This window comes from Nitrosospira sp. NpAV (assembly GCF_000832065.1).
Taxonomy (GTDB): domain Bacteria; phylum Pseudomonadota; class Gammaproteobacteria; order Burkholderiales; family Nitrosomonadaceae; genus Nitrosospira.
The window spans coordinates 1-22,743 of sequence record NZ_JXQM01000004.1 but is presented as its reverse complement, the minus strand read 5'-3'; the positions used below and the strand labels follow the sequence as shown (position 1 = coordinate 22,743).

Here is a 22,743-nt window from a genome sequence, read left to right as displayed (position 1 = left end):
ACATGCAACACAACGTTGGCATTTATGGTTTCATATGAGTGATGGGCGCAAGTTGTGGATACTGGGCATTCTTTCGGCAGGCATGTTGCTCGTCGCCACGATTGCTCCACCGATTCCTCAACCCATTGCATATCACCAGTTTGCAGACCAGCGTATTTATTTCGGTATTCCAAATTTTTTCAATGTTGCGTCCAACGTTATTTTTCTGTTTGTTGGAGTAGCAGGTCTGATATTTCTATTGCGCTTGCGCGGACCGATGGCGTCGAAGGTATTTACCGATCTGTCTGAGCGCGGGCCTTATTCGGTTTTGTTCTTGAGCGTGGCAATAGCGTGCATCGGATCAATCTATTATCATCTTGCCCCGGACAATGACCGGCTGGTCTGGGATCGGTTACCGATAGCGATAGGCATCATGGCATTGCTCGCCGCAACGCTCAATGAGCGCGTAAGTCCAAGAATAGGGATGCCGCTGCTGCCTGTTTTGATTTTGATCGGAGCCGGAAGTGTGGTGCACTGGAATTGGAGCGAGCAGCGTGGTGCCGGCAATTTGAACTTTTATATCGTTGTGCAGTTCTATTCGTTGCTGGTCATTATTCTGCTCGGTATTTTCTTTCCGTCGCGATATACCCGGGGAGCCGATATATACAGGGTGCTTGCCTTCTATGGCCTCGCCAAACTAGCGGAAGTGGGGGATCGCGAGATCTATGATCTTGGGCAAATAGTAAGTGGTCATACGGTAAAACATTTGCTTGCCGCGTTGGCTATTTACTGGATACTGCGTATGCTGACAAGACGCAGACCGTTGCCGGAAAGAATGGAAAGATTCGGACCCCACGCCGGTTATCGCACGTAAACAATCAAGGAGAGTCGAGTGCATATTGCTATGTCATATGAACGGATAGGCGGTGAAACCGTGATACGTCGCCTGGTGGACCGTTTTTACGATCTGATGGATGAAGATCCAGACTATTTCGGTATCCGCAAGCTTCATCCGCAGGATTTGACTCATTCCCGACAGAAGCTATTCATGTTTCTATCCGGCTTTACGGGCGGACCCTCCCTGTACACCGAGAAATATGGCGAGCCCCGCATGCGTACGCGCCATATGCCTTTCGCCATCGGTATTCCTGAGCGCGATCAATGGTTGGCGTGCATGGGCCGTGCGATGGTGGATGTCGGACTGGATGAAGAATTGTGCAAGAAGCTCGCCATGGCATTTTACCAGACGGCGGATTTCATGCGTAACCAGCCGGAGTAGCATCAATGCCAATTCACCAAGTGATGTAGATCGAGACGGGATGCCATAAAGTTGGTATTCCAATGCATCAGCTTCAAGTGGTTCGATGATGATGCGATCCCATTTGAAAGTGCGGGCGGTCTTATAAGAGGAACAGCCATAGATAGGCGAGTCCACTGATCACTAGCAGAAGTGGCAGAGAGTGCACATGAAACGTCAGCCAGGCCTCACGATCATGAGCCATGCGAAGTGCTATGATGTTTGCAAGCGATCCCAGCATGAACCCGAAGCCGCCGACATTCACTGCATAGGCGATCAGTCGCCAGTCATTCGAATACTCAGCCAGCAGGATCGCCGCCGGTACGTTGCTAATGAGTTGCGAAATGACGATACCCGTGAAGTAAAGCTGCCGGGGATCGCTCAATCCTAGTTGTCCAATAAGCTCGTATACAGCAGGGTCTCGCGCAATCAGCCGCATGTCGACGAACATGAGCATGAAGACCAGGATCAACGCCCAGTCAACACGCGCAAGCACCCGCCGGTAGGTAAAGAGGAAGATCGCCAGCACCACAATCACCGCCGTTTCCGCCAGATGCAAATCAATGAATACCAGAAATGGAAAGTATAATGCCAAAGACATATACAGTAATCTTTTGTTGAGGGAATGGGGATTCGTGCCGTCTACGATCGTGATGCTGCGGCCGGTTAATGCGCGGGTGGTGAGCAGCAGGAGTGGAATGACGCAAATCAGGGCGAGTGGCAGCATTGCGCCAACGTATTGATAAAACGAAGCTTGGGAAAGTTGCCAGAGAAACAGATTTTGCGGATTTCCAATCGGTGTGAGCGTGGAGCCTGCATTTGCCGCAAAAGCCTCAAAGACGACAATGCGTGTTACCGGCACCGTACTTACCGCACGTAGTCCCACGGTCAGCGGGACAACAATGAACAGGGCGACATCATTGGTTAACAGCATGGACAACAATGCCGTAGTAAGTACAAGAAATACGGCTATGGCCCGATCGGTAGGCAGCCGCAAAATCAAGCGTTTGCCAAGATGATGCAGGTAGCCGGAGAGTTCCACACCCTTGGTGATCACCAGCAGACCGGTCAGGGCGGCAATGGTCGGCCAATCAACAAGCGTGGAGTAAATGGGAAGCCGCTCAGGTTTCGCTATGGTTAGCAAGACTAGAAGACCAAGAAGCACCCAGAAGAAATAATCCTTGCGGAGCGCTCGCAGCAGGGAAATCGCGGCTTCAGCTTGGGTATCCATTTTTATCGTGCTTTCTTGAGAATAGACTCGGGACGGGTTTTGCGCTGGCTCACTCCAGTGCGTAATTCCTCGGGTGGGTTTCTGACATATCGGTTTGTTGCAGGACCGGACGACGGGGAGTTTTATTTCGATACTTGCAATGAATTCTGCTTTGATATGCCGGGATTCAGGTAGGCCATGAAATAATGAAACTTGGGATGGCGGAAATTTACTATCAAATAGTGCGATATGGATGATTCGAAGCGGGATCTTTAATTCAACGAGCGATCATAGACAACAGGACAGGATGACATCTGTAACCTCAATTTATCGCGGATAACCGGTCTTATGATCTCTTGTAACCAGTAAGAGAGTTAGTTGGCAGAGGCTTGCGTGGTGATTTTGATATAACTATCAGAGGATTCAGGCAAATGACCCGGAGTGCCACCACCAGACGGGCCATTTGCAACAAACGGAATCGCTTACTTGCTTCTGAAATAAGGACTTGGAGCGCCGCTATTCCCGAATGGTTGGCTGCGGGTATTTCTGCCGGCATTGCCTCGCGTATTTTCTCGATTATCACTAAGCGAACGGGCACGGGTATTGTCCCAATTTCCATTGGTGTTATTAGTGCTACCGGCATGGCGGCCACTATCATTTGCCCAGGTACGGTTACGTTTATGAGCGACGTTGGGGGTACCTCTGGATGGGCCGCCCGTAGCGGGGCGCGGCTTGAATCTTGGTTCCAGCCCGGGTATTACATGAGAATCGATCCGCTGGCCTGTAAATCGTTCAATTTTTTTCAGATTGACGCCATCCTTGCCTGAAGCGAACGATACCGCGATTCCCGATGCGCCCGCGCGGCCAGTGCGTCCAATGCGGTGTACATAGTCTTCGGCAAATTTGGGGAGATCGAAGTTGATCACGTGGGTAATGCCGACCACGTCGATTCCTCGTGCGGCGACATCCGTGGCCACCAGCACCCGCAGCCCGCCATGACGAAGCTTGGTCAGCGTACGGGTACGGTCGCGCTGGCTCATATCGCCGTGCAACGCGGCGGCTTCATGTCCCTGGGCGGAAAGATTGTCCGCCAGCATATCGGCGTCGCGTTTGGTGGCTGTGAAAACAATGGCCTGTTTCAACGTGATGTCGCGCAGCAGGTGATCCAGCAGCCGGTTCTTGTGCGTAATGTCGTCAACATAATGCAGCCGTTGTTCGATGTTATCGAGCCGCGCCTGTTGCGTTGCGATCTGGATACGCTTAGGCGATTTCAGCAGACGCGCCGCAACCCTGTCTATCGCACTGTCCAGCGTAGCGGAAAACAACAAGGTTTGGCGGGTCGCGGGTGTGGCTGAAGCAATTCTCTCCACGTCATCGATGAAGCCCATATCGAGCATGCGGTCGGCTTCATCGAGTACCAGCATTTCCAGACGCGAAAAATCGATGCGTCCGCGCTGAATGTGATCGATCAAACGGCCAGGCGTTGCGACAAGAATATCCACCGGCTGCGAAAGCAATTTATTCTGCAGCGGATATGGCATTCCGCCGAGGATGCTCACGACTTTGACGCGAGGCAGATGCTTGCCATATTTGGCGGCAGCTTCAGATACCTGAAGCGCGAGTTCTCGCGTCGGGGTCAATACCAGCACCCGCGGGCCGCGGCTATGTATTTTGGAAGGCGTTGCGAGGCAATGCAGTGCCGGCAGCATGAATGCGGCGGTCTTGCCAGTGCCGGTCTGAGCCGAGGCCATGATATCGTGCCTTGCGATTAATTCAGGAATGGCCTGTGCCTGAACAGGGGTAGGCGTAGTGTAGCCGGAGTCGATAATAGCTTTAAGAATAAGTGGATGCAGATTAAGGTTTTCAAAAGACACGTTGTTTTCCTATTAAATGAAAAAATATGGTGCGCCCCATAAAGCGCCAAATGCAGTAATACAGATCAAGGTATAACCCAGAAGCTTTGCCGCTCGCATCGATATGCGGCACCAAAATTTCTTGGCGAATATCCGCGCCGCGACTCTCCGCCGCCTTGCGCCTTGTCTTGTTTTACCTGGAGCTCTGAATTATCGAAGCGCCCTAACGCGCGCGAACAGAATATAGCTGCCGGAGATTAATGGGCAAAGTACCGTTGGCGCGCACATAAAACATCGCCGCTAACCACGGTGCTGCACAATTTCCGTCGGAGACATGAAAATCGAAGAGAGGTCAGGAACGATGAACCGACAAAAAGGCAAAAAGATGTAAGTTCCTTTTCATCGACGCGCGGAGTATACAGGAAGTGAGGCCTGGATAGAAATTTCTTTGTCTAAATAGAAACGGTGGTATGGCGAGCCATCATCTACCCATTCGATGCTGCCTGTACAGGCGCGGCAGGGCCGCTGATAATCTCTCGTTTCAAGGCATCGATCTGAGGTTGATTGAGCGTCTCGGTCTTCAACAACTCGTCAGCGGCACGATCAAGCAGAGCGCGATTAAGCTGGAGTATGGAAACGGCGCGCTCCAGCGCATGATCGACCAGCCTGCGCACGGCATTATCGACAGCATTCGCGGTGTCCTCGCTGTAGTCCCGGTTTTGCGGTACCGGCATGCCGGTTTGAAGATAGGCCGAACGGTCACGATCGTAGGCGACATTGCCCAAGGCATCGCTCATCCCATAGCGCAGCACCATGGCGCGTGCGAGGTCGGTAGCGCGTGCAAGATCATCCGATGCGCCCGTTGATACTTCATTGAATACCACATGCTCCGCCGCGCGTCCGCCCAGCAGCACTGCCATTTTGTTTTCCAGTTCTGCTCGTCTCATCAGAAACCGGTCTTCGGTGGGGCGCTGGATAGTGTAGCCGAGGGCGCCGACGCCGCGCGGAATGATGGAGACTTTGTGTACCTCGTCGGTACCCGGCAGCGCCAGCGCCACCATGGCGTGCCCTAATTCATGGAACGCGACGACGCGGCGCTCCAGCGGATTCAGCAAGCGGTTGCGTTTCTCAAGTCCGGCGACGATGCGTTCAATAGCATTGTTGAAATCATTCATCGTCACCGACGTACCCATGCGCCGGGTGGCGAGCAGCGCCGCCTCGTTGACCAGATTCGCAAGATCGGCGCCGGTAAATCCCGGCGTCAAAGCTGCGATTTGCTCTGGCTTCACATCGATATCAAATTTCACCTTTTTAAGATGCACAGCCAGAATTTGTTCACGGCCCACCTTGTCCGGCCGATCCACCAGAACCTGACGGTCGAACCTTCCAGCGCGCAGCAACGCAGGATCGAGGATCTCCGGCCGATTGGTGGCAGCGAGCAATACGACACCACTTTTTGCATCGAAACCGTCGAGTTCGGCCAGTAACTGATTCAGCGTTTGTTCTTTTTCGTCATGTCCGCCGAGTCCGTAGGCACCCCGGGCTCGCCCGAGCGAATCCAGTTCATCGATAAAAATGATAGCCGGGGCCATTTGGCGCGCCTGTTCGAACAGGTCGCGCACCCTGGCGGCGCCGACGCCGACAAACATTTCGACAAACTCCGAGCCGGAAATTGAAAAGAACGGTACACTCGCTTCGCCCGCAACGGCACGTGCCAATAGCGTTTTGCCGGTACCGGGCGGCCCAACCAGCAGAATTCCCTTGGGCGCGCGTCCACCGAGGCGGCTATATCCTTCGGTATCCTTTAGAAAATTGATGATTTCAATCAGCTCTTCTTTCGCCTCATCGACGCCGGCCACATCCGCGAACGTGACTTTGGTTTCTTTTTCCACAAATACCTTGGCGCGGCTCTTGCCGATCGACATCAGTCCGCCGCCGCTGATGCCGCCTTGGTTCATGCGGCGAATGATAAATAACCATATCCCGATGAAGACCGCCATCGGCAGGAGCCAGGACAACAGATCACGGCCCCAGGTACTTTGAATTATCCCGGTATAAATCACGTTGTGCTTATCCAGCTTGTCGGCCAGCTCGGGTTCCACCCGTGTGGTGACAAAATCCTTTAACCCATCGGCACCTTTCTCTTTGAGGGACCCGTAAATGTGGTTCTCGGTAACTGCAATCTCGGCGATCCTGTCCTGTTCCAGCAATGTATGAAAGCGACTATAGGGGATGGGCTCAACCTTGGTATATTGCTGATAAAGATTTTGCACCATCAAAACGCCGAGTACAGCGATGATCAAGTACCAGGCATTGATTCGGGTCTTCTTGTCCATCGGCTTTTCCTTGTTGTGTTTCGGTTAATGACAGTTCGGAAAGTGATTTGTTTCAGCATGGCACACGCAAGAATAGGTATAGAATCATGAAAACCCGGGGAAACGTTACATAATTGACTTACGTGAGCTAAAAACCATGCAGGAAATATCCGGTCTGATTGCCTGTGAAGAATGTGATGCGATTCACCGCAGGCAAGCACTGGATCACAATGAAGCCGCGCTTTGCAGCTGTTGTGGCGCCGAACTGGAGCGCGACATGAGTTCTTACAGCAAGCGTGCCCTGCCGCTAACGCTCGCCGGTTTGATCATGTACATCATAGCCAATATCTTCCCGGTTGTTGAAATGAAACTTCAAGGCATTGTCAGCCGGACAACGCTCATGGGCTCGGTTTCCACCTTGAGCGCTGAAGGAATGCCCCTGGTGGCGTTTCTGGTGCTGGTTACAACCATTCTGTTTCCATTGATGCAGCTTCTAATTCTGGCGTACTTGCTTGGCTCGATAAATAGAACTGAACATCTCCCTGCATTCAATTTATTGGCGCGTCTGGCTCAAACCTTGAGGCCGTGGTCAATGGTGGAAGTATTCCTGCTGGGCACCATTGTCACGTTTGTCAAATTGACAAGTATGGCAACGGTATTGCCGGGCGCCGCGCTGTGGGCATTTGGTATCCTTACTATTCTTCTTGCGGCGGTGTTTTCATTCAATCCTCGCTATATCTGGCAGGTGGCTTCGCTCAAAAAAGGAGAGAAACAGAATGCCGACGGATAGCGCCGTTCGGTCAGCCAGCGATACCTTGGGGGCCAAGTCATCCGTGAACCAAGCGCCTGTAAAGACAGCGGCGAGCCTGGGCATGGTATCGTGTCATTACTGCGCCACGTTGTGGAAAGACGTTAAAGCGCATGATCATTGTGGGCGTTGTGGCGCAAGGTTGCACCAGCGCAAGCCTGACAGCCTGAACCGGACCTGGGCCTTCCTGATTGCCGCCTGCATCATGTATGTTCCCGCAAATATATTACCTGTGATGACTACTGCTTCCTTCTTCGGGGAGAAGCATGACACTATCATGAGCGGCATCATCTATTTCTGGGTTTCGGGCTCATGGGAGTTGGCGGTCATCGTTTTTATCGCCAGCTTTCTGGTGCCGCTGTTCAAACTGGCGGTATTGATTCTATTATTGATCATGGTGCGGCGGCGCAGCAACTGGCGTCTCCTGCAACGGGCTAAACTTTATCGCCTTGTTGAATTGACCGGCCGTTGGTCGATGTTGGATGTTTTTGTCGTGACGCTGCTGGCCGGTCTCGTCCAGATCAAAGGTTTCGCCACGATACATGCAGGACCGGGGATCGCTTCGTTTGCCGCCGTGGTGGTGCTGACCATGCTTGCGTCGATCAGTTTTGATCCTCGCTTGACTTGGGATATTGCCAGACAGGAGTCTGGGAACCAGGTATGAGTGAAATAAAAACAGGAGAACCGAGTGGCTCGGCAGAGGCCATACCGGCGCCAGTAAAGGCGCCGCAGCGGGACTGGGTTCCATCACTGATCTGGCTGATTCCCATCTTGGCCGCAGTTATCGGTATTGCACTTGCGGTTCAGACATGGATTCAGCGCGGCCCCGAGATCACCATTGCATTTCGTTCTGCTGAAGGACTGGAAGCGGGCAAGACGAAGGTCAAGTATAAGGAAGTTGATATTGGTACCGTGCAGTCCATCAAACTGAGCAAGGATCGTTCTCGGGTTCTGGTGACTGTGTTATTGGAGCGGGAAGCTAAAAGTTTTACCGCGACCGACAGTCGCTTCTGGGTCGTGCGTCCGCGTGTCGCCGGCTCCGGAGTGTCCGGGCTCGGCACGTTGCTGTTCGGCGCATATATTGGTGCCGACGCCGGTATTGAAAACGAGAAAACGGATAAATTTACCGGACTGGAGGTGCCGCCCATCATTACGCGGGACGCGTCCGGCAAGCAGTATGTTTTGCGGGCGTCCGATATCGGTTCACTGGATATCGGTTCGCCGGTCTATTACCGCCGCATCAAGGTGGGACAGGTCACCGCGTTCGATCTGGATGATGACGGCAAAGGCATTACCATTCGTATATTCATTGACGCCCCCTATGACAAGTTTGTTGGGATCAATACGCGCTTCTGGCACGCCAGTGGTTTTGACATGCAGATAAATGCCAGTGGCTTCACACTCAATACGCAATCGCTAGCGACCGTTATGCTCGGCGGCCTTTCATTTCAGGCACCGGATGAGAATCCCGGCCCTCCTGCCAAAGAGAATACCGCCTACGTTCTAGCGGAAAGCGAAGCTGAGGCGTTAAGGGAACAAGATGGCGAGGCAACCATGATAGTGCTTTATTTCAAACAATCTGTGCGTGGCTTGGTGCCTGGTGCCGAAGTCAGTTTTCGCGGGCTGACACTGGGCCATGTTAAATCAGTAGGTATCGAATACGATCCCAAGCAACAGGAATTCAGTATGCCGGTGCTGGTGGAAGTTTATCCGGAGCGTCTGGGGCGGAAATTTATCGAATCTCAAAGGCAATCGAAGTACACACCGCAGCAGCGTTTGCAATTCATGATCAACCGCGGTTTGGGTGCGCAATTGAGAACCGGTAATTTGCTCACTGGGCAGATTTATATCGCGTTCGATTTCTTTCCCAAAATCGTCTTGGCAAAAAAGGATGCCGGAAAAACGGCCAGCGCAGACACTCCAGGCGCGTTATTGCAATTGCCCACCATTCCCAGCAGCGCGGAAGCGCTTGAAACCCAGGTTTCGGAGATAGCGTTCAAGTTAAGCAAGGTACCCTTTGATCAGATTGGTGACGATTTGCAGCAGTCGTTGAAAGAACTTAAGGGAACGCTGAACAGTACCGCACAACTGGCGGAGAAGTTGAACAATGATGTTGCGCCTGAGATCACCACGGCGATGAAGGATGTGAGTAAAACGTTAAGCGCCGCGGAACGCACGTTATCTGAAGATGCTCCACTACAGCAGGATTTGCGTCAGACCCTGCAAGAATTGGCGCGAGCGGCCGCTTCGTTGCGAATCTTGACAGACTATTTCGAGCTGCATCCTCAAGCGGTAATTCGGGGCAAGCAAAAGGATAAACAATGAAACCATTGACACGCGGCATACTGGGTATGATAGGAGCGTTATTGGCCGCTGGCTGCGCATCGGTTCCGGATACGCGGTTTTATACGCTTTCGGTTCCGTCCAGGGCCCCGGAAATGAAGGATTCGTCAGACCGTTCATCCGTGCCAATTCATATTGAAGTAATGCCTGTCAATGTGCCGGAACGGTTCGCTCGTCCGCAACTGGTTGTGCGTTCCCAGGGTTCCGGGCAGGAATTCCAGCTTTTCATCCTTGAGCAGGATCGCTGGTCGTCGCATTTCAACAAGGAGCTGCGCGACGCGTTCGCTACGGCCATTGCTGATCAAACCGGAGCGGTCAATGAACCACGCGGGGCCCGTAAACCCGATCAGCCTGTCTATCGCATTGCGATCGAGCTTAGTGAATTCGACGCGGTTGTCGGCGATAGAGTACAGGCGAGGTTCAACTGGGGGATTACGCGTTCCACCGATGGCCGTGGCGCTGTATGTTATGCGGTAATTTCAGAGTTGGTCAGTGGGGGCATCGAGGGTGTGGTTAAAGGCGTACAACGCGCGGTTTCGAGTGCGGGAGCGGAAGTGTCGAAGAATCTGGTAGAGCTGGACTCAGGCCGTGCTGCGACCTGCGTACCGCAGAGAAAAGTTCTTGATATCTATTAGCTTATAGATTCGATTGAGGGGCCGGATGAATCCGGCTGCGGTGGGATCATCCCATGGTCCTGCGCTCCGACTTATCTCTTTGTCTACTCCCATTCGTAACAATCATTGCGCGAAGTGATGGAGGAACATCGTCGGAGCCTATCCGATTTCCGCTATACTTCAGGGGCCCGGCTCTTCCTGATGATTGCCGCAAACATCAATATCATAATCTTACTCATTCACTGATCATGAGACATAGCCATCCGATCACTGTCCTGATGCTGGTATGCACAGTGTTGTTTGGTGGTTGCGCCACCATGCGGCCGCACGACCAAAGCATGAATACCGACCCAATCGACCCTTATGAGAATATCAATCGCAAATCCTATATATTTACGGATGTGATCGATCGGAAGGTTTTGGCACCGGTTGCAGATGCCTATATTGAATATGTGCCTAATCGCATGCAGCGTATCGTTGGAAATTTCTATGATAATCTGGCATATCCGAATGTGATCCTGAATAGTTTTTTGCAGGGTAAGGTGCGCCAAGGATTTCAGGATACGCTGCGTTTTGCCGTCAATTCAACCATCGGCATGGCTGGATTCTTCGACATGGCGTCGCCTATGGGTCTGCTGCAACATGATGAAGACTTCGGACAGACGCTGGGTGTGTGGGGTATTGACGCAAAAACTTATTTGTTTATTCCTTTGCTTGGGCCTAGCAGCAACCGTGATGTATCAGGCATTCCGGTCAGTGTATTTACGAATGGTCTCTTTTATTTCGGTATTTATGTGGTTGGCGCTCCTGTTACGGTGCCGCTTTCCATTCTTGGCATTGTTGACAAACGGGCCCGACTATCCGGTCCCATGCGAATCCGCGACGATGCCGCGGTGGAGCCGTACCTGTTTGTGCGAGACGCCTACCTACAGCAACGCAAGCATTTGATATATGATGGAAACCCGCCACGCGAGGCTTATGATGATCCCGCGATTCCCGACGAGCTTCCTGACAAGCCGGTGCGCTGAGGTACGGTACTCATTCCTCGCTGTTTTGGCGGGTTGCGTTGACGGACGTAGCTCAGTATTATCCCAGTAGGCGCGCTCATAGAGTCCCGCCGGCCATAGCGGCGACCGCCACGTTCAATTTTGATCCCAGTGTCCCTTGTGCAGGCACATTGCTTGCGCATACTTCGAATCCAGGCATTTCGTTAGCATAGCTTGCTGGCGGTTATGCGGAAATCCCATTTTGACCGTGGCCGGGGACATTCCGCAACGTTTTGGACCCGTGTTATCAGCATGAATCCTCCCTTGCCATGTCTTTCGGAAAATTCACCTGCCCTTTCACCACGAACAGGGATATCAGCCCTCCTTCTGGGTCTTATCTTTTTTACGCTGGGAAGTGGTACAGCCGAGGCGCATGAGCCGCAACAATCCGAGGCCAGAAATAATTCGCCACCGGTCATCATTTCCGCCCCGGAATCATTGCGGGATTTGCTGAAGACCTATTTCCAGTTGCCGGCCGAACCGATAGCGGATGACATCGCTCGAGCTGCTTTCTTGCGCCGGGCACGGCAGGAGATAAGTGAACTCCTCGCTACCGAGGGTTATTTCACACCCACGATAACATTGCAGCCTACCCCCGATGCGAACCTGGTGCTGGAGGTTGCGCCGGGGCCGCGCGCATTGGTTACTGAAGTCCGCATTGAATTCAAGGGAGATTTGGCAAGCGATGCGCCTGAGCGGCATGCCCGCATCCAAAGTTTGCGAGCCGCATGGCCTCTGAACAAGGGTGATCCGTTCCGCTCGCCGGTATGGGAAGAGGCCAAAGCGGCATTAATATCCAGTGTATCGCGGGATGATTATGCCGCAGCGGTGATTGATGAGAGCAAGGCCGAGGTGGACCCAGCCTCCGGCGGCGTCCGGTTGCGGGTAGTCGTGGATTCCGGACCTGTTTTTTATTATGGAAATATCATAATCAAGGGGCTTGATCGCTATGATCAGAAGCTGGTCAATAATCTTGCCCCATTCAAACCCGGCGACCCTTACCGGCGGGATCAGCTGCAAGTTTTTCAGACAAAACTTCAGAACCTGGCTCAATTCGGCTCGGCACTGGTCAGCGTTGAACCCGATGTGGGGGCGCATCAAGCGGCACCGGTGGAGGTGACAGTGTCGGAAACGCAGTCGCAGCGCATATCGCTTGGGGGAGGCTACAGCTCCAATACTGGCGCGCGCGGCGAAATCAATTACGGCAATCATAATTTTCTGGGTAGGGCATTACGGTTGAGCAGTGTCTTGCGTCTGGAGCAAAAACGTCAGTCACTGACCATGGCGGTGGATAGCCTGCCAAATCGGGCTGGGCGCTGGTTTTCTCTGGGAGCGGGCATCGATCGAACTTCCATTCAGGACCTGGAAACCCTGCGTGAGAAAGTGGCTGTGACCCGTAACCAGCTCGTGGGGAAGACCGAGACCCGGATCGGGCTCAATTGGCAGCGGGAAGACCGGGACCCAAAAGGCGGGGTGCGCCAGACTAACGAAACGCTGGTATTGGATGGACAATTGCGCTACCGCTCTGTGGATGATGCATTGTTTCCACGCGATGGCAGCGTGATAGAAATGCGTATAGGTGGCGGCAGCAAGCAATTGTTGTCTGACCAGAGTTTTGTGCGTACTTACTATCGCCATCAGTACTGGTATCCTGTTGGCAAACGCGATGTGTTATTTTTGCGCGGTGAGGCGGGATATACTTTTACCGATTCGCGCTTCGGTATTCCGCAGGAATATTTGTTCCGCGCCGGGGGCATACAGTCTGTGCGCGGCTATGACTTTCAAAGTCTGGGTGTGCGGGAAGGCCAGGCCATCGTGGGCGGCACGGCGATGGTTAGCGGCACCATCGAGTATAATCACTGGCTCACACGCGAATGGGGTGCCGCCGTGTTTGCCGATGCCGGGGACGCCGCCGATGGTCTGCATCGCCTGGATCTGGCCGTGGGTTATGGCGGCGGAATTCGCTGGCGTAGTCCGGTCGGGCCGCTGGCATTGGATCTCGCTCGAGGCCAGAGAGATGGCAAACTGCGGCTGCACTTTTCAATCGCCGTGGCATTCTGAGGATGGGATGTTCCCCGGGAGCGCAATGATAATTATCAAATCCGAAGCCAGATTTCAACGTAACGGGGGCTTCAATGATATAACGGCGCGAAATGTGCCCACCAACGTAAGAGACCAAATCAGCAGCGCAAACCAGCCCCAATATTGAGGAATGATTTCCAGCGATCCGGAACCTGTCACTTTCGCCAAAGATAGCGTGCAGGCCGTGTACATCCCGATGGGAAAGACTCTACTCCATGAAGGAGGATCATAGAAATAATGTCGTCTGCCAAATGCCAGTCTCGACCATGGAAAGGTTTTTATCCATAACGGTGTAGGACCCGCGATGTTGATGGTGATAAATTGCCGGATATCCATGAAAAGCTGATAGGGAATCCATGATGTTCCAATGATCCATGCGAAAATAGCAATTCGGAGAGTAATTTCCCGGATATCTTCCCCCGCTACAGCAGGCATACACATGACGAACTCTGAACCCGTCAAGGTGATGATGGCTGGCGCTCCCATGCAGATCCAGTAAGGCGCTTCCCAATCTTTAGGCTCAAGGATTCTAAAAAAAAGGCGATAAATTATCAATGGAATGACAAATAGATATAGGATGAAGCCCGAAATCCAAAGCATCCATGCCGCTAAATAAGCGTAAGTAACTTGTATGGCAGCCGCATCCAACAGACGGACCCACAGCAGGGCGACGGATACCGTGCTGACAATAATCAACAGCGTTGCGCCGCTCACCGTTTCCCACATGCGTTTTCTTGGCATGCGGATGAAATCGGAAAGAATGAAATAGATGCATATGATCCAGCTGATCAGTGCGACAAGCCATAATAAGCTTGCCAGACCGGTGTCCTGCCGGAATACGATTAGCTGTGCTCCGATGGTATTGGTACCTACCACAAACGTTAAAAAAAGCCATACCCGCGGAAAGGTTCTGAGGTCAGCCATTACATTCGAACGGAAAAGTAATATCCGCGCGGCCAGGATGCCGCATAAAATCGAATAGAAAACCAGATTCAGCAGAAAAAGAATTTTTGCTATGTGCGGGCAAGCCATCCCTTCAAAGGCGATAGATACAATGCCGGTGGCCATTACCATCGCAAAATAGGCTGGGTGGAAGTCTTTTATACCGTTGGTAATGACGCTGACGAATTGTTGCAAGATGAATGCTAGTCCAGGGTTAACAGGTGCATGCTGAAAAAATCATCATGAAAAAATGGCGATGGTGGCGGCCCGCATTAATACTTGCGGTTCTCATCATTCCAATCACGGGTTTCGTAGGCTGGTTATCCACCAGCACATCCGGTCTCAGATTGTTGGGGTCGGCATTATCGTATCTTAGCGCAGGCCAAACGTCGTTTGAAGGGCTGGATGGCACATTATCCGGTTCGTTTGGCGCACGTACCCTGCGTTTTGCAAATGACGATCTGCTTGTCATTGCCCGGGACATACAGCTGAACTGGCGACCAGGCGCGTTGAAGGAAGGCCGTCTGGATATAACAGCGCTGACGGCGAAAGAGGTGGAGATCGTGGCGACCCCTTCCTCCGAGCCAAAATCGCTGCCCATAAGCTTGGAACTGCCTTTTGCGCTGTCTTTGCGCAAGCTTGATATTGGTATGCTTCGCGTCATGCCAGAGGAAGGCGGTACGCCGGATTTCAAGGCAACAGACTTGATGGCGCAATTGGAAAGCGATGGTCGCAGGCACCGCTTGTCCGATCTGCGCGCCAGCCTTGAATATGGTGGATTGACGGGATCGGGTCAGATAGATGGAACCAGACCCTTCGATGTGAACGCTCAAGCCGAGCTTGCCGGGCGCACCGGGCTCGACATTGCGGGCGTTGAATTGCCGGAAATGCCGGCCGCACGTATTTCTGCCGCCATCACCGGTAATCTCGAACAACTCGATATCAGGATAAGTGCCACGGAAGGAACTGATGCCGGGTTGAGAGGAGGAGGCGAGGCACAGCTGCGGCCTTATGCGCCGATTCTGGTCGCCGCGCTACGGTTATCGCTGCACGGTCTCGATCCCCATGTGTTTTCAGCCGATGCGCCTAAAGCCAGTCTCTCATTGCAAGCTGACTTGCATGAAACCAATGGCGGGCGCTTGGAAGGTGACATAGCGATCGAGAACGCCGCACCCGCGCCGCTTGACCATGGAGGTCTGCCGCTGCTTCAGGCGCGCGCTCAGACGATACTCTCTGCGGAATTGCTCCAATTCAGCGAATTGACGCTGGCCGTGGCCGGTGGCGGCATGGTTTCGGGAAATCTGCTCTGGCGGCCTGCGGAAGCGGCGGGAACGGCAGATCTTGCCGTCAGCCGGATCGATCCTGTCAGACTGGATACCCGTTTGCGTGCCGCCAATCTGAGCGGGGGGATAAAACTCAGCGGGGACGCGCAGGCGCAGCAAGGTATTTTGACGCTTAGGGACAAGGCACTGGGCATGGATGTGGCTATCGTCAAGGCAGGCAGTACGTTGACGCTGGACAAGATGCATCTCCAACATGGCCGGTCGGTGCTTACCGGGCATGGCAAGCTGGGATTGGGCGAACGGCAACCGTTCGCGTTCGAGGGCAGACTTCAGCACTTTGATTTATCGGTCTTTGCACAGACGCCACGCACCAGTCTCAACTCCACACTCGAGCTGGCGGGTGAACTGATGCCGCAGACATCTGGTACAGTGGGCTTCAAGATGAGTAACAGCCAGGTGGCAGGGCAGCCCATTACCGGTGACGGCCGAGTCGTATTCGCAGGGCTTGATCACGCTAATCCGGCTGCTGCGTCGGTTTCGGGAAAAATTGAACTGCGGCTTGGCGCCAACCGCCTGTTTGCGCAAGGTGGTTTCGGCCGCAAGAATGACCGGTTGCAAGTCGAACTGGACGCACCCACCCTTGCACAAATCGGGCATGGATTCAGTGGTTCCACGGTAACCAAGATTACACTGGAAAGCCGCTTCACAAATAGTGAGCTTGAGTGGCCAGATGTGATCGTTAGCGCCGAAGGACGCGATCTTACCCTTCCGGGCAACCATCATCTGGCGAGCTTTACGGCTGATGGCACTTCGCGTGGTGACGCCATTGCACTAAGAATTAAATCGGCGGACTATAAGACAGAAGGGGCAACCCGCTGGCGAAGTCTGCAACTGGAGGTGGAGGGCAGTAGGGCGCGGCATAAACTATGGACAGTCGCCGACCTGGATGACGATCTGAATCTGAGCCTGCGAGCTACTGGGGGATTGAAAATACCGCCGCAGACAGGCGGTAAGGAATCAAAGGGGAAAAAGGGACAAAGCGGGAAGGGATGGAAAAATACCGCATGGTTGGGGGAAATATCGGAGCTGGCCATGGTTGGCGGGTTACCTTTCCATTTAACGCGCGCCGCTCCACTGGAAGTTGGCAAGGAACGCATTTCGCTCGGTACGGCGGAATTCTCCGCTGCTGGAGGCAGCGTACAAATCAGCGGCACCGAATGGACGCCCCAACAATGGTTCAGCCGTGGCAAATTCAGTGGTATCGGGTTGCGTCCCGGTGTCCCGGTTGGAACGGACGAGAAGGAAAAAAATGATAACGTACTGCGCTTGGGCGGCGAATGGGATATTGCGTCCGCCACGCAGCTAACAGGCAATCTCAGGATCATGCGCGAAAGCGGTGACTGGTTTTTGCCGGGAAATATGTCGTTTTCTCCCCTGGGTTTACAAGCCCTTCAGCTTTCCGCTCACGCGGCCGGCGGGAGCCTCACGGCGCAACTGAATGCACAAGGCGAACGGCTGGGTGTGGTGAATGCCGGTGTTTCCGTGCCGCTGGCCAAGTCTGCAAATTCCGGCCTGAATTGGACTATTCTACCCAGTGCGCTCCTTACCGGGCGCATATCCGCTGATATGGGCGATATGTCATGGTTGGGACCCATCATCAACAGCGATCTGAGAAGCGGTGGCCAGATTATCTTGCAGGCGGATGTGGGCGGCACTTTCGGCAAACCGCATTTGATAGGGCAAATAAGAGGGGACAATCTTGAAGTGGCCCTTCTGGATCAGGGTGTGCGGCTTGAGCAGGGAAAACTGGCGGCACGTTTCGATGAAGAGTCACTGCATATGGATGTTCTAAGTTTTGTCGCTCCGCATGCGCCACCTCCCGGCGACCGCTTGCTTAAAACCGTGAAAGCGCCCATTGATCCGAGCAGAACATCCGGCATCATGAACCTCCTGGGGGAATATGGCATCCTGGATGACACGGCGCGACATAGACCGCAACCCGACAGTCATATGCCCGGAGGCCTCGAGCTTCCAACAGGTCCGGGCAGCCTCCGGGCATCGGGTACCCTGAATTTCATGGGAGAGCAGGGTGATCTGGAATTTACGGCCAGCCGCCTGCCCTTGGCTCAGCGGCAGGACCGCTGGATTATCGTATCAGGAAACGGGCGCGCCAGTCTAGAAAAAAACGTGCTGGCTCTGAATGGGAATCTGGTGGCGGATGCCGGCTTGATCGCTCAGCCGGAAGCAGGCCGTCCGCGACTGCCGGATGACGTCACCGTCATGGGAGGAAAGCCCCCCGGCCGGCAAGCACCACGGATCAGGCTTGAGGCAACCCTTGATCTGGGCGAGCAATTCTATATACGTGCCTCAGGATTGGAAGGCCGGTTGGCTGGCCAGTTGCGCGTGCATGGTGAGCCAAATCAACAATTGCGCACTACCGGTACTATTACCGCTCGCAACGCGAATTTTAAAGCATATGGCCAGCGCCTGGTGGTGGAGCGCGGCATTGTAAATTTCCAGGGGCCGATCGACGATCCCGGATTGAACGTGCTTGCGGTGCGCACGGGGTTACCCGTGGAAGCGGGCGTCGAAGTGACCGGCAGCGTGCGCCGGCCCCGGGTGCGGCTGGTCTCCACGCCCGCGGTTTCTGATTTGGAGAAACTCTCGTGGATTACGTTGGGCCGCGCCCCTGAAGGAAAGGCCGATGCATCGCTGTTGATGACCGCGGCCAACGCTATTCTGGGCGGTCAATCCGGCGGGGTCACGGATAAAGTCGCTCAGGCGCTGGGTGTGGATGAACTATCCGTACGGCAGACGCGGCCCATGGGGGGAGATGTATTGATGGGTCAGATCGGCACGGTCGGCAAGCGCCTTTCGAATCGTGCCTATATCAGCTATGAGCAGGCATTAACGGCTGTCGCCGGAGTGACCAAACTCACCTACAGCCTGACCCCCAGATTTACGGTTGTAACCAGGGCGGGTATCGATAATGCAATAGATGTGCTTTATACAATGCGGTTTGATTGAGTGGCAAGTTCTATTCGTTTTACGGCGGCAATCCAGGGTAGATCATGAATTTGAACAATACGCCAAAGAAAGGCCGATGCGCTGGACAATCGAGTCGCAAAAGCATCGGCCAATTGAGTCGTTAGTTCTGACTTCTGTATGCTGTAGTCAGAAGATATTCCTTGCCACGGGTCCTACGCAAGGATGTAGGGGCAATTTTATTCGTGCCGTCCATCCTTCGAGAGAAAAAACCAAAGAGCGACCGCCGCTACGCCTACTACGAGAATTGTCAATTCCATGATTACCTCCTTAAAGATTGAGATGCTCAAGAATATGACCAACTTGATGACCATGCACCCACGTTGCACTTCTCTCAGTCCCAGTTCGGTCAGCAAACGCCTTCAAAAACATCTCCTGTTACTGTTTCAAAGAACGTCACTTGCGAACAAAACTTACGCGTCCGCGAACATTGGACGCGGATTAATACAAAAAGTTCTTTTACTACTTCAAAATTATTTAAATCTATTCTTGCTCAGCCTCCTTTCTCGCTTCCACTTCAAGTTCCGCATCCGCTAGCCCAGGGATTTCACCAGACCTGTTGGAAACAATACTTTTCGTTGAGGGATTCAACCCAACACGAAAATCACTATAATTGATGCGGCATTAAAAAAATAACAGCCATACAATTCGATTAAGCTGATGGATCATGCTGGAATCCGATGACGACGAAAAGTACCGCATTTATTCAGAGACGGGGATTCTCTCTATCCTGCGAGCCATGATGCGGAATAATTCCCTGGTGACTTGTGAATTTGGCCACAGCGGCAGTCATATTCTGACGACCGTTATCGATGTTGATGCGGAGGGGGGTGAAATGGTGCTGGATTACGGTGTTGATGAACTCGTCAACCAGGAGGCGCTGAAAGCCAATCAATTGAGTGCCGTTGCATTTCCGGACCATGTGAAGATTCAGTTCGTTTGCGAGGGGATCGAGAAAATCCAATTCGAAGGACACGCCGCCTTCCTTACCCGGATTCCGGGAACACTGTTGCGTGTACAGAGAAGGGAGTTTTACCGCGTCGAAACTCCGAAAGCCGTCCCCATCAAGTGCGTAATACCATTGCTACAGGGGCATACTCCGGCCTCCGTCGAAGTTATCCTGCATGATATCAGCTGCGGCGGCATGGCCGTGATCGACGCTCAATCCCGTCTCAAATTTGAGACGGGCGCCATCCATCGCGACTGCCTGGTCACGTTGCCCGAGATTGGTACGGCCAAGATCAATCTCCAGGTGCAGCATGTTTCTGAAATCCCCCATGGAAAAGGCCAGCGCGCCCGGTGTGCATATATCGATCCACGGGAGAGCGTGTTGTCCATGATCCAGCGCTATATCAACAAGCTGGAACTGGAACGGAAGCGAAAGCAGTAATTTTTCGTGGACGTTTTCCTACGCTGCTGCGCGTTCAACGATGCCGGCGCTTCAGGCTATCGGTATTGATAACGTCCTCGATGTCCTTTACACTTTGCCTTACGACTGAGCTAAAGTATTTTCCTTCTTCTGAATCAATCACTCATCGGAGGAAGCATGGCAACAATTGATCAGATTGTTGACGCCGCGGTTGAGCTGGGCGAGCAGAAATCGTGGGAAGCTGTGCGTCTGCACGACGTGGCGGTCACGCTGGGAATTACCCTGGATGATATACGCGCCCATTTCCGCGAGAAGGAGGATATCGTTGATGCCTGGTTTGAGCGTGCCGATAGCGCCATGCTCAAAGTTGCGCAAGCCTCCGATTTTTTCTATCTGACGCCGCGTCAGCGTTTGCATCGCTTGATCATGGCATGGCTTGGCGCATTTTATCCTTACCGCAAAACTACCAGGCAGATGATCTACGGCAAACTGGAACCGGGGCATATTCATATCCAGGTGCCAGGGCTGATGCGCGTCAGCCGTACCGTACAATGGATGCGCGAAGCGGCTAACCGGGATGCGACCTACGTTCGGCGTGCGCTTGAAGAAACCGGCCTGACGACGATTTACCTGGCGGCTTTTTTCCACTGGATGAATGATAGTTCTTCCGGTTCGACCAAAACCAGCCGGTTTCTTGAAAGGTGCCTCTCCGCGGCCGAAAATCTCGATCGTATGATCTTCACCCGGCGCGGCGCTGCGGAAAGCGCGGACAGCGAAAAAACGCCGCAAGGCATTTGAGCCTGCACCTGGGCTCGGTGTTGTTTCCATTCCCTTTCTCTTTATAACTTCTCAAGCGGGATGGATACCCTGACCCATGCGTTAAGCGGTGCTTTGCTGGCGCGCGCAACCGCCCCGGCAACGCCGGGTCCAGGTGAGTTGACCTCGCGCGCACGTATGACGGTAGGGTTCGTGGCCGCCGCATTTCCTGATAGCGATATTGTATTGCGTCTGTTTGGTATGCTTCCGTATCTCGATCTGCACAGGGGCGTTACTCACTCGATTATCCTGCTTCCTGCCTGGGCTCTGTTGTTAGCCTGGCTATTTTCCCGGTGCTCGCGTCAGCGCTATTCCTGGCGGGCAATATACGGCACCGCCGCTCTGGGTATCGGCATTCATATCGCGGGCGATGTTTTCACCGCATACGGCACGATGGTGCTGGCCCCTTTTTCCTATCATCGCTTCGCTGTTCCTTTCACATTTATCATCGACCCCTATTTCACCGCCATTATCGTGATTGGCCTGGCTGCGGTCATGTTCAGGCGTCAAAGACGGTATCCCGCCATCATTGCCCTTCTTATGCTGGGATGCTACGTAGGATTTCAGGGGATTCTCCATTCCCAGGCTATCAAGATCGGAGAGACTTACTTGGAGACCCATGGGCTGAAGGAAACGGGAGCCGAAGTTCATGCCATACCCCAACCATTGTCACCTTTCAACTGGAAGATCATCGTCAGCCATGGGGACGACTACTACGAAGCATTGGTTAATCTGTGGCGTGTTCAAAAGCTGCAGCCACCCGATACCGCAAACGGAATATTGGCCGCATGGAAAAGGGTCGCTTCCGGTTATCAACCGGTTTCAGCGGCAAAATGGATGCACCATGGCAGATTTGGCGAAATGGAATCTCAACATATACTTGCGCGTGAAGCTTGGAGTCAAGAGGTTTTCACCCGTTACCGCCAGTTTGCGATATTCCCCTTTCTCGATCGAATCGAATCCGACGGAGGCCGCCTATGCGTATGGTTTCTCGATCTGCGCTTTACCCTTCCTTCGCTACCGCCGTCTCTAGGATTCGGCGTATGCCGCGATAATGCCTCAGGCCCCTGGCGGCTGGGACAGAGGGCCGGCACTTTCGGGACCGACACGCTTTTGAAGCTTTTGGGAATGAAGAGGGAAGAGGATCAGCCGCCGCACCCTGAACTTGAATAAATACGCCTTTGTAGTTGGATAAAACGTGTGTGGCCCGCCAAAAGCCCGCATCAATCCTTTTTCTATTAATCCGGTAAGTCATAACCCCGAAGCGGATCTTTTAAGGTGCGGTATGGCTTCCCGATTAAGTCCGAATGGACGAAATTCATGATATTTCGCCGCCGGATAAGGCGCAAGCCATAGCATTCACTTACCCGTATCAGCCACCAGCCGTCAGCCACCAGCCACCAGCGGTAAGGGGTGCTGCCGCCATCGCGGCAGTATCGCGGGCACGCCAGTCATGGCGTGCCCGGCCTGCCTTCTCCCAAATAAATCCTTCTCCGAAAGAAAATAAACAAAAGTTGATTTTTATCAAGGTTTCCTCGCGCGGCGCGTCATACGATTCGATACCGGATAAGAGAATCTGATTATCTTCAATGTTCATCCAACTGAATGAGCAATGCGGATCAAATGAGGAAAATATGAGTAGTAAAGTAACAGCAGCGCTGGCGGGAGCCCTGACGTTTGCCATGTATTCCGGATTGGGGATGGCGGCGGCGGATCCTTATCAGTTGAACTTGCCCGAGCC

Annotated in this window: 17 protein-coding genes; 12 read left to right on the top strand and 5 right to left on the bottom strand. The window is 53.4% G+C overall.

The genetic code is table 11. The features are described 5' to 3' along the window. The first annotated feature begins 34 nt into the window (after window positions 1–34). On the top strand, window positions 35–853 hold the full coding sequence (locus SQ11_RS04250) for an alkaline phytoceramidase (RefSeq protein WP_232297890.1): 819 nt from the start codon (window positions 35–37) through the stop codon (window positions 851–853). Window positions 854–871: 18 nt separating this feature from the next. Next, the gene (locus tag SQ11_RS04245) at window positions 872–1,258 is read left to right on the top strand and encodes a group II truncated hemoglobin (protein ID WP_232297889.1); all 387 of its coding nucleotides are present in this window, start codon (window positions 872–874) and stop codon (window positions 1,256–1,258) included. A 121-nt stretch (window positions 1,259–1,379) separates the two neighbouring features. Here SQ11_RS04245 and SQ11_RS04240 read toward each other — a convergent pair whose 3' ends face one another. The 3 genes from SQ11_RS04240 to ftsH form a co-directional block, all read right to left on the bottom strand. Continuing rightward, window positions 1,380–2,507: an SLC13 family permease gene (locus tag SQ11_RS04240; RefSeq protein WP_041512920.1), complete on the bottom strand. Its 1,128-nt coding sequence runs from the start codon at window positions 2,505–2,507 to the stop codon at window positions 1,380–1,382. Between the two features lie 461 nt (window positions 2,508–2,968). Then, window positions 2,969–4,360: a DEAD/DEAH box helicase gene (locus tag SQ11_RS04235; RefSeq protein WP_041512919.1), complete on the bottom strand. Its 1,392-nt coding sequence runs from the start codon at window positions 4,358–4,360 to the stop codon at window positions 2,969–2,971. 464 nt (window positions 4,361–4,824) lie between these two features. Beyond that, on the bottom strand, window positions 4,825–6,675 hold the full coding sequence (gene ftsH / locus SQ11_RS04230) for an ATP-dependent zinc metalloprotease FtsH (protein WP_041512918.1): 1,851 nt from the start codon (window positions 6,673–6,675) through the stop codon (window positions 4,825–4,827). 136 nt (window positions 6,676–6,811) lie between these two features. Between ftsH and SQ11_RS04225 the strand changes: the two genes are divergently transcribed. The 6 genes from SQ11_RS04225 (at window position 6,812) to SQ11_RS04200 (ending at window position 13,526) form a co-directional block, all read left to right on the top strand. Continuing rightward, window positions 6,812–7,444 (top strand): paraquat-inducible protein A, encoded by a 633-nt coding sequence (locus SQ11_RS04225; RefSeq protein ID WP_041512917.1) that lies wholly within the window; start codon window positions 6,812–6,814, stop codon window positions 7,442–7,444. Next, the gene (locus SQ11_RS04220; RefSeq protein ID WP_052493983.1) at window positions 7,431–8,126 is read left to right on the top strand and encodes a paraquat-inducible protein A; all 696 of its coding nucleotides are present in this window, start codon (window positions 7,431–7,433) and stop codon (window positions 8,124–8,126) included. The genes SQ11_RS04225 and SQ11_RS04220 overlap by 14 nt, the downstream gene beginning before the upstream one ends. Then, the gene (locus tag SQ11_RS04215) at window positions 8,123–9,787 is read left to right on the top strand and encodes an intermembrane transport protein PqiB (RefSeq protein WP_041512916.1); all 1,665 of its coding nucleotides are present in this window, start codon (window positions 8,123–8,125) and stop codon (window positions 9,785–9,787) included. The genes SQ11_RS04220 and SQ11_RS04215 overlap by 4 nt, the downstream gene beginning before the upstream one ends. Further along, window positions 9,784–10,440: a membrane integrity-associated transporter subunit PqiC gene (locus SQ11_RS04210; RefSeq protein WP_041512915.1), complete on the top strand. Its 657-nt coding sequence runs from the start codon at window positions 9,784–9,786 to the stop codon at window positions 10,438–10,440. Before SQ11_RS04215 ends, SQ11_RS04210 begins: the two co-directional genes overlap by 4 nt. A gap of 227 nt (window positions 10,441–10,667) precedes the next feature. Then, window positions 10,668–11,447 (top strand): VacJ family lipoprotein, encoded by a 780-nt coding sequence (locus SQ11_RS04205; protein WP_041512914.1) that lies wholly within the window; start codon window positions 10,668–10,670, stop codon window positions 11,445–11,447. A 204-nt stretch (window positions 11,448–11,651) separates the two neighbouring features. Continuing rightward, window positions 11,652–13,526, top strand: a complete 1,875-nt coding sequence (locus SQ11_RS04200) for an autotransporter assembly complex family protein (RefSeq protein WP_232297888.1) — start codon at window positions 11,652–11,654, stop codon at window positions 13,524–13,526. A gap of 54 nt (window positions 13,527–13,580) precedes the next feature. Here the strand turns inward: SQ11_RS04200 and SQ11_RS04195 are convergent, their stop codons facing one another. Then, window positions 13,581–14,684: a tellurite resistance/C4-dicarboxylate transporter family protein gene (locus SQ11_RS04195; RefSeq protein ID WP_041512913.1), complete on the bottom strand. Its 1,104-nt coding sequence runs from the start codon at window positions 14,682–14,684 to the stop codon at window positions 13,581–13,583. Window positions 14,685–14,731: 47 nt separating this feature from the next. Between SQ11_RS04195 and SQ11_RS04190 the strand changes: the two genes are divergently transcribed. From SQ11_RS04190 to SQ11_RS04175, 4 genes are all read left to right on the top strand, one after another. Next, a complete protein-coding gene (locus SQ11_RS04190) occupies window positions 14,732–18,799 on the top strand; it encodes a translocation/assembly module TamB domain-containing protein (RefSeq protein ID WP_156972406.1) in 4,068 nt (1,355 codons plus the stop codon). A 685-nt stretch (window positions 18,800–19,484) separates the two neighbouring features. Continuing rightward, window positions 19,485–20,207 (top strand): flagellar brake protein, encoded by a 723-nt coding sequence (locus SQ11_RS04185; protein WP_052493982.1) that lies wholly within the window; start codon window positions 19,485–19,487, stop codon window positions 20,205–20,207. A 156-nt stretch (window positions 20,208–20,363) separates the two neighbouring features. After that, complete coding sequence (locus tag SQ11_RS04180; protein ID WP_041512911.1) at window positions 20,364–20,984, top strand: TetR/AcrR family transcriptional regulator; 621 nt, start codon at window positions 20,364–20,366, stop codon at window positions 20,982–20,984. Between the two features lie 60 nt (window positions 20,985–21,044). Beyond that, complete coding sequence (locus tag SQ11_RS04175; protein ID WP_084226725.1) at window positions 21,045–22,175, top strand: metal-dependent hydrolase; 1,131 nt, start codon at window positions 21,045–21,047, stop codon at window positions 22,173–22,175. A 199-nt stretch (window positions 22,176–22,374) separates the two neighbouring features. On the opposite strand, the gene SQ11_RS04170 is transcribed toward SQ11_RS04175, so the two are convergent. Then, window positions 22,375–22,599 (bottom strand): hypothetical protein, encoded by a 225-nt coding sequence (locus SQ11_RS04170; protein ID WP_041512910.1) that lies wholly within the window; start codon window positions 22,597–22,599, stop codon window positions 22,375–22,377. Window positions 22,600–22,743 lie beyond the last annotated feature (144 nt).

Bases quoted from the DNA above. Each gene is read 5' to 3' on its own strand.
- SQ11_RS04250 (WP_232297890.1), top strand. From the start codon at position 35: ATGAGTGATGGGCGCAAGTTGTGGATACTGGGCATTCTTTCGGCAGGC.
- SQ11_RS04240 (WP_041512920.1), bottom strand. From the start codon at position 2,507: ATGGATACCCAAGCTGAAGCCGCGATTTCCCTGCTGCGAGCGCTCCGC.
- ftsH (WP_041512918.1), bottom strand. From the start codon at position 6,675: ATGGACAAGAAGACCCGAATCAATGCCTGGTACTTGATCATCGCTGTA.
- SQ11_RS04225 (WP_041512917.1), top strand. From the start codon at position 6,812: ATGCAGGAAATATCCGGTCTGATTGCCTGTGAAGAATGTGATGCGATT.
- SQ11_RS04220 (WP_052493983.1), top strand. From the start codon at position 7,431: ATGCCGACGGATAGCGCCGTTCGGTCAGCCAGCGATACCTTGGGGGCC.
- SQ11_RS04215 (WP_041512916.1), top strand. From the start codon at position 8,123: ATGAGTGAAATAAAAACAGGAGAACCGAGTGGCTCGGCAGAGGCCATA.
- SQ11_RS04210 (WP_041512915.1), top strand. From the start codon at position 9,784: ATGAAACCATTGACACGCGGCATACTGGGTATGATAGGAGCGTTATTG.
- SQ11_RS04205 (WP_041512914.1), top strand. From the start codon at position 10,668: ATGAGACATAGCCATCCGATCACTGTCCTGATGCTGGTATGCACAGTG.
- SQ11_RS04200 (WP_232297888.1), top strand. From the start codon at position 11,652: ATGCGGAAATCCCATTTTGACCGTGGCCGGGGACATTCCGCAACGTTT.
- SQ11_RS04190 (WP_156972406.1), top strand. From the start codon at position 14,732: ATGAAAAAATGGCGATGGTGGCGGCCCGCATTAATACTTGCGGTTCTC.
- SQ11_RS04185 (WP_052493982.1), top strand. From the start codon at position 19,485: ATGCTGGAATCCGATGACGACGAAAAGTACCGCATTTATTCAGAGACG.
- SQ11_RS04180 (WP_041512911.1), top strand. From the start codon at position 20,364: ATGGCAACAATTGATCAGATTGTTGACGCCGCGGTTGAGCTGGGCGAG.
- SQ11_RS04175 (WP_084226725.1), top strand. From the start codon at position 21,045: ATGGATACCCTGACCCATGCGTTAAGCGGTGCTTTGCTGGCGCGCGCA.
- SQ11_RS04170 (WP_041512910.1), bottom strand. From the start codon at position 22,599: ATGAACATTGAAGATAATCAGATTCTCTTATCCGGTATCGAATCGTAT.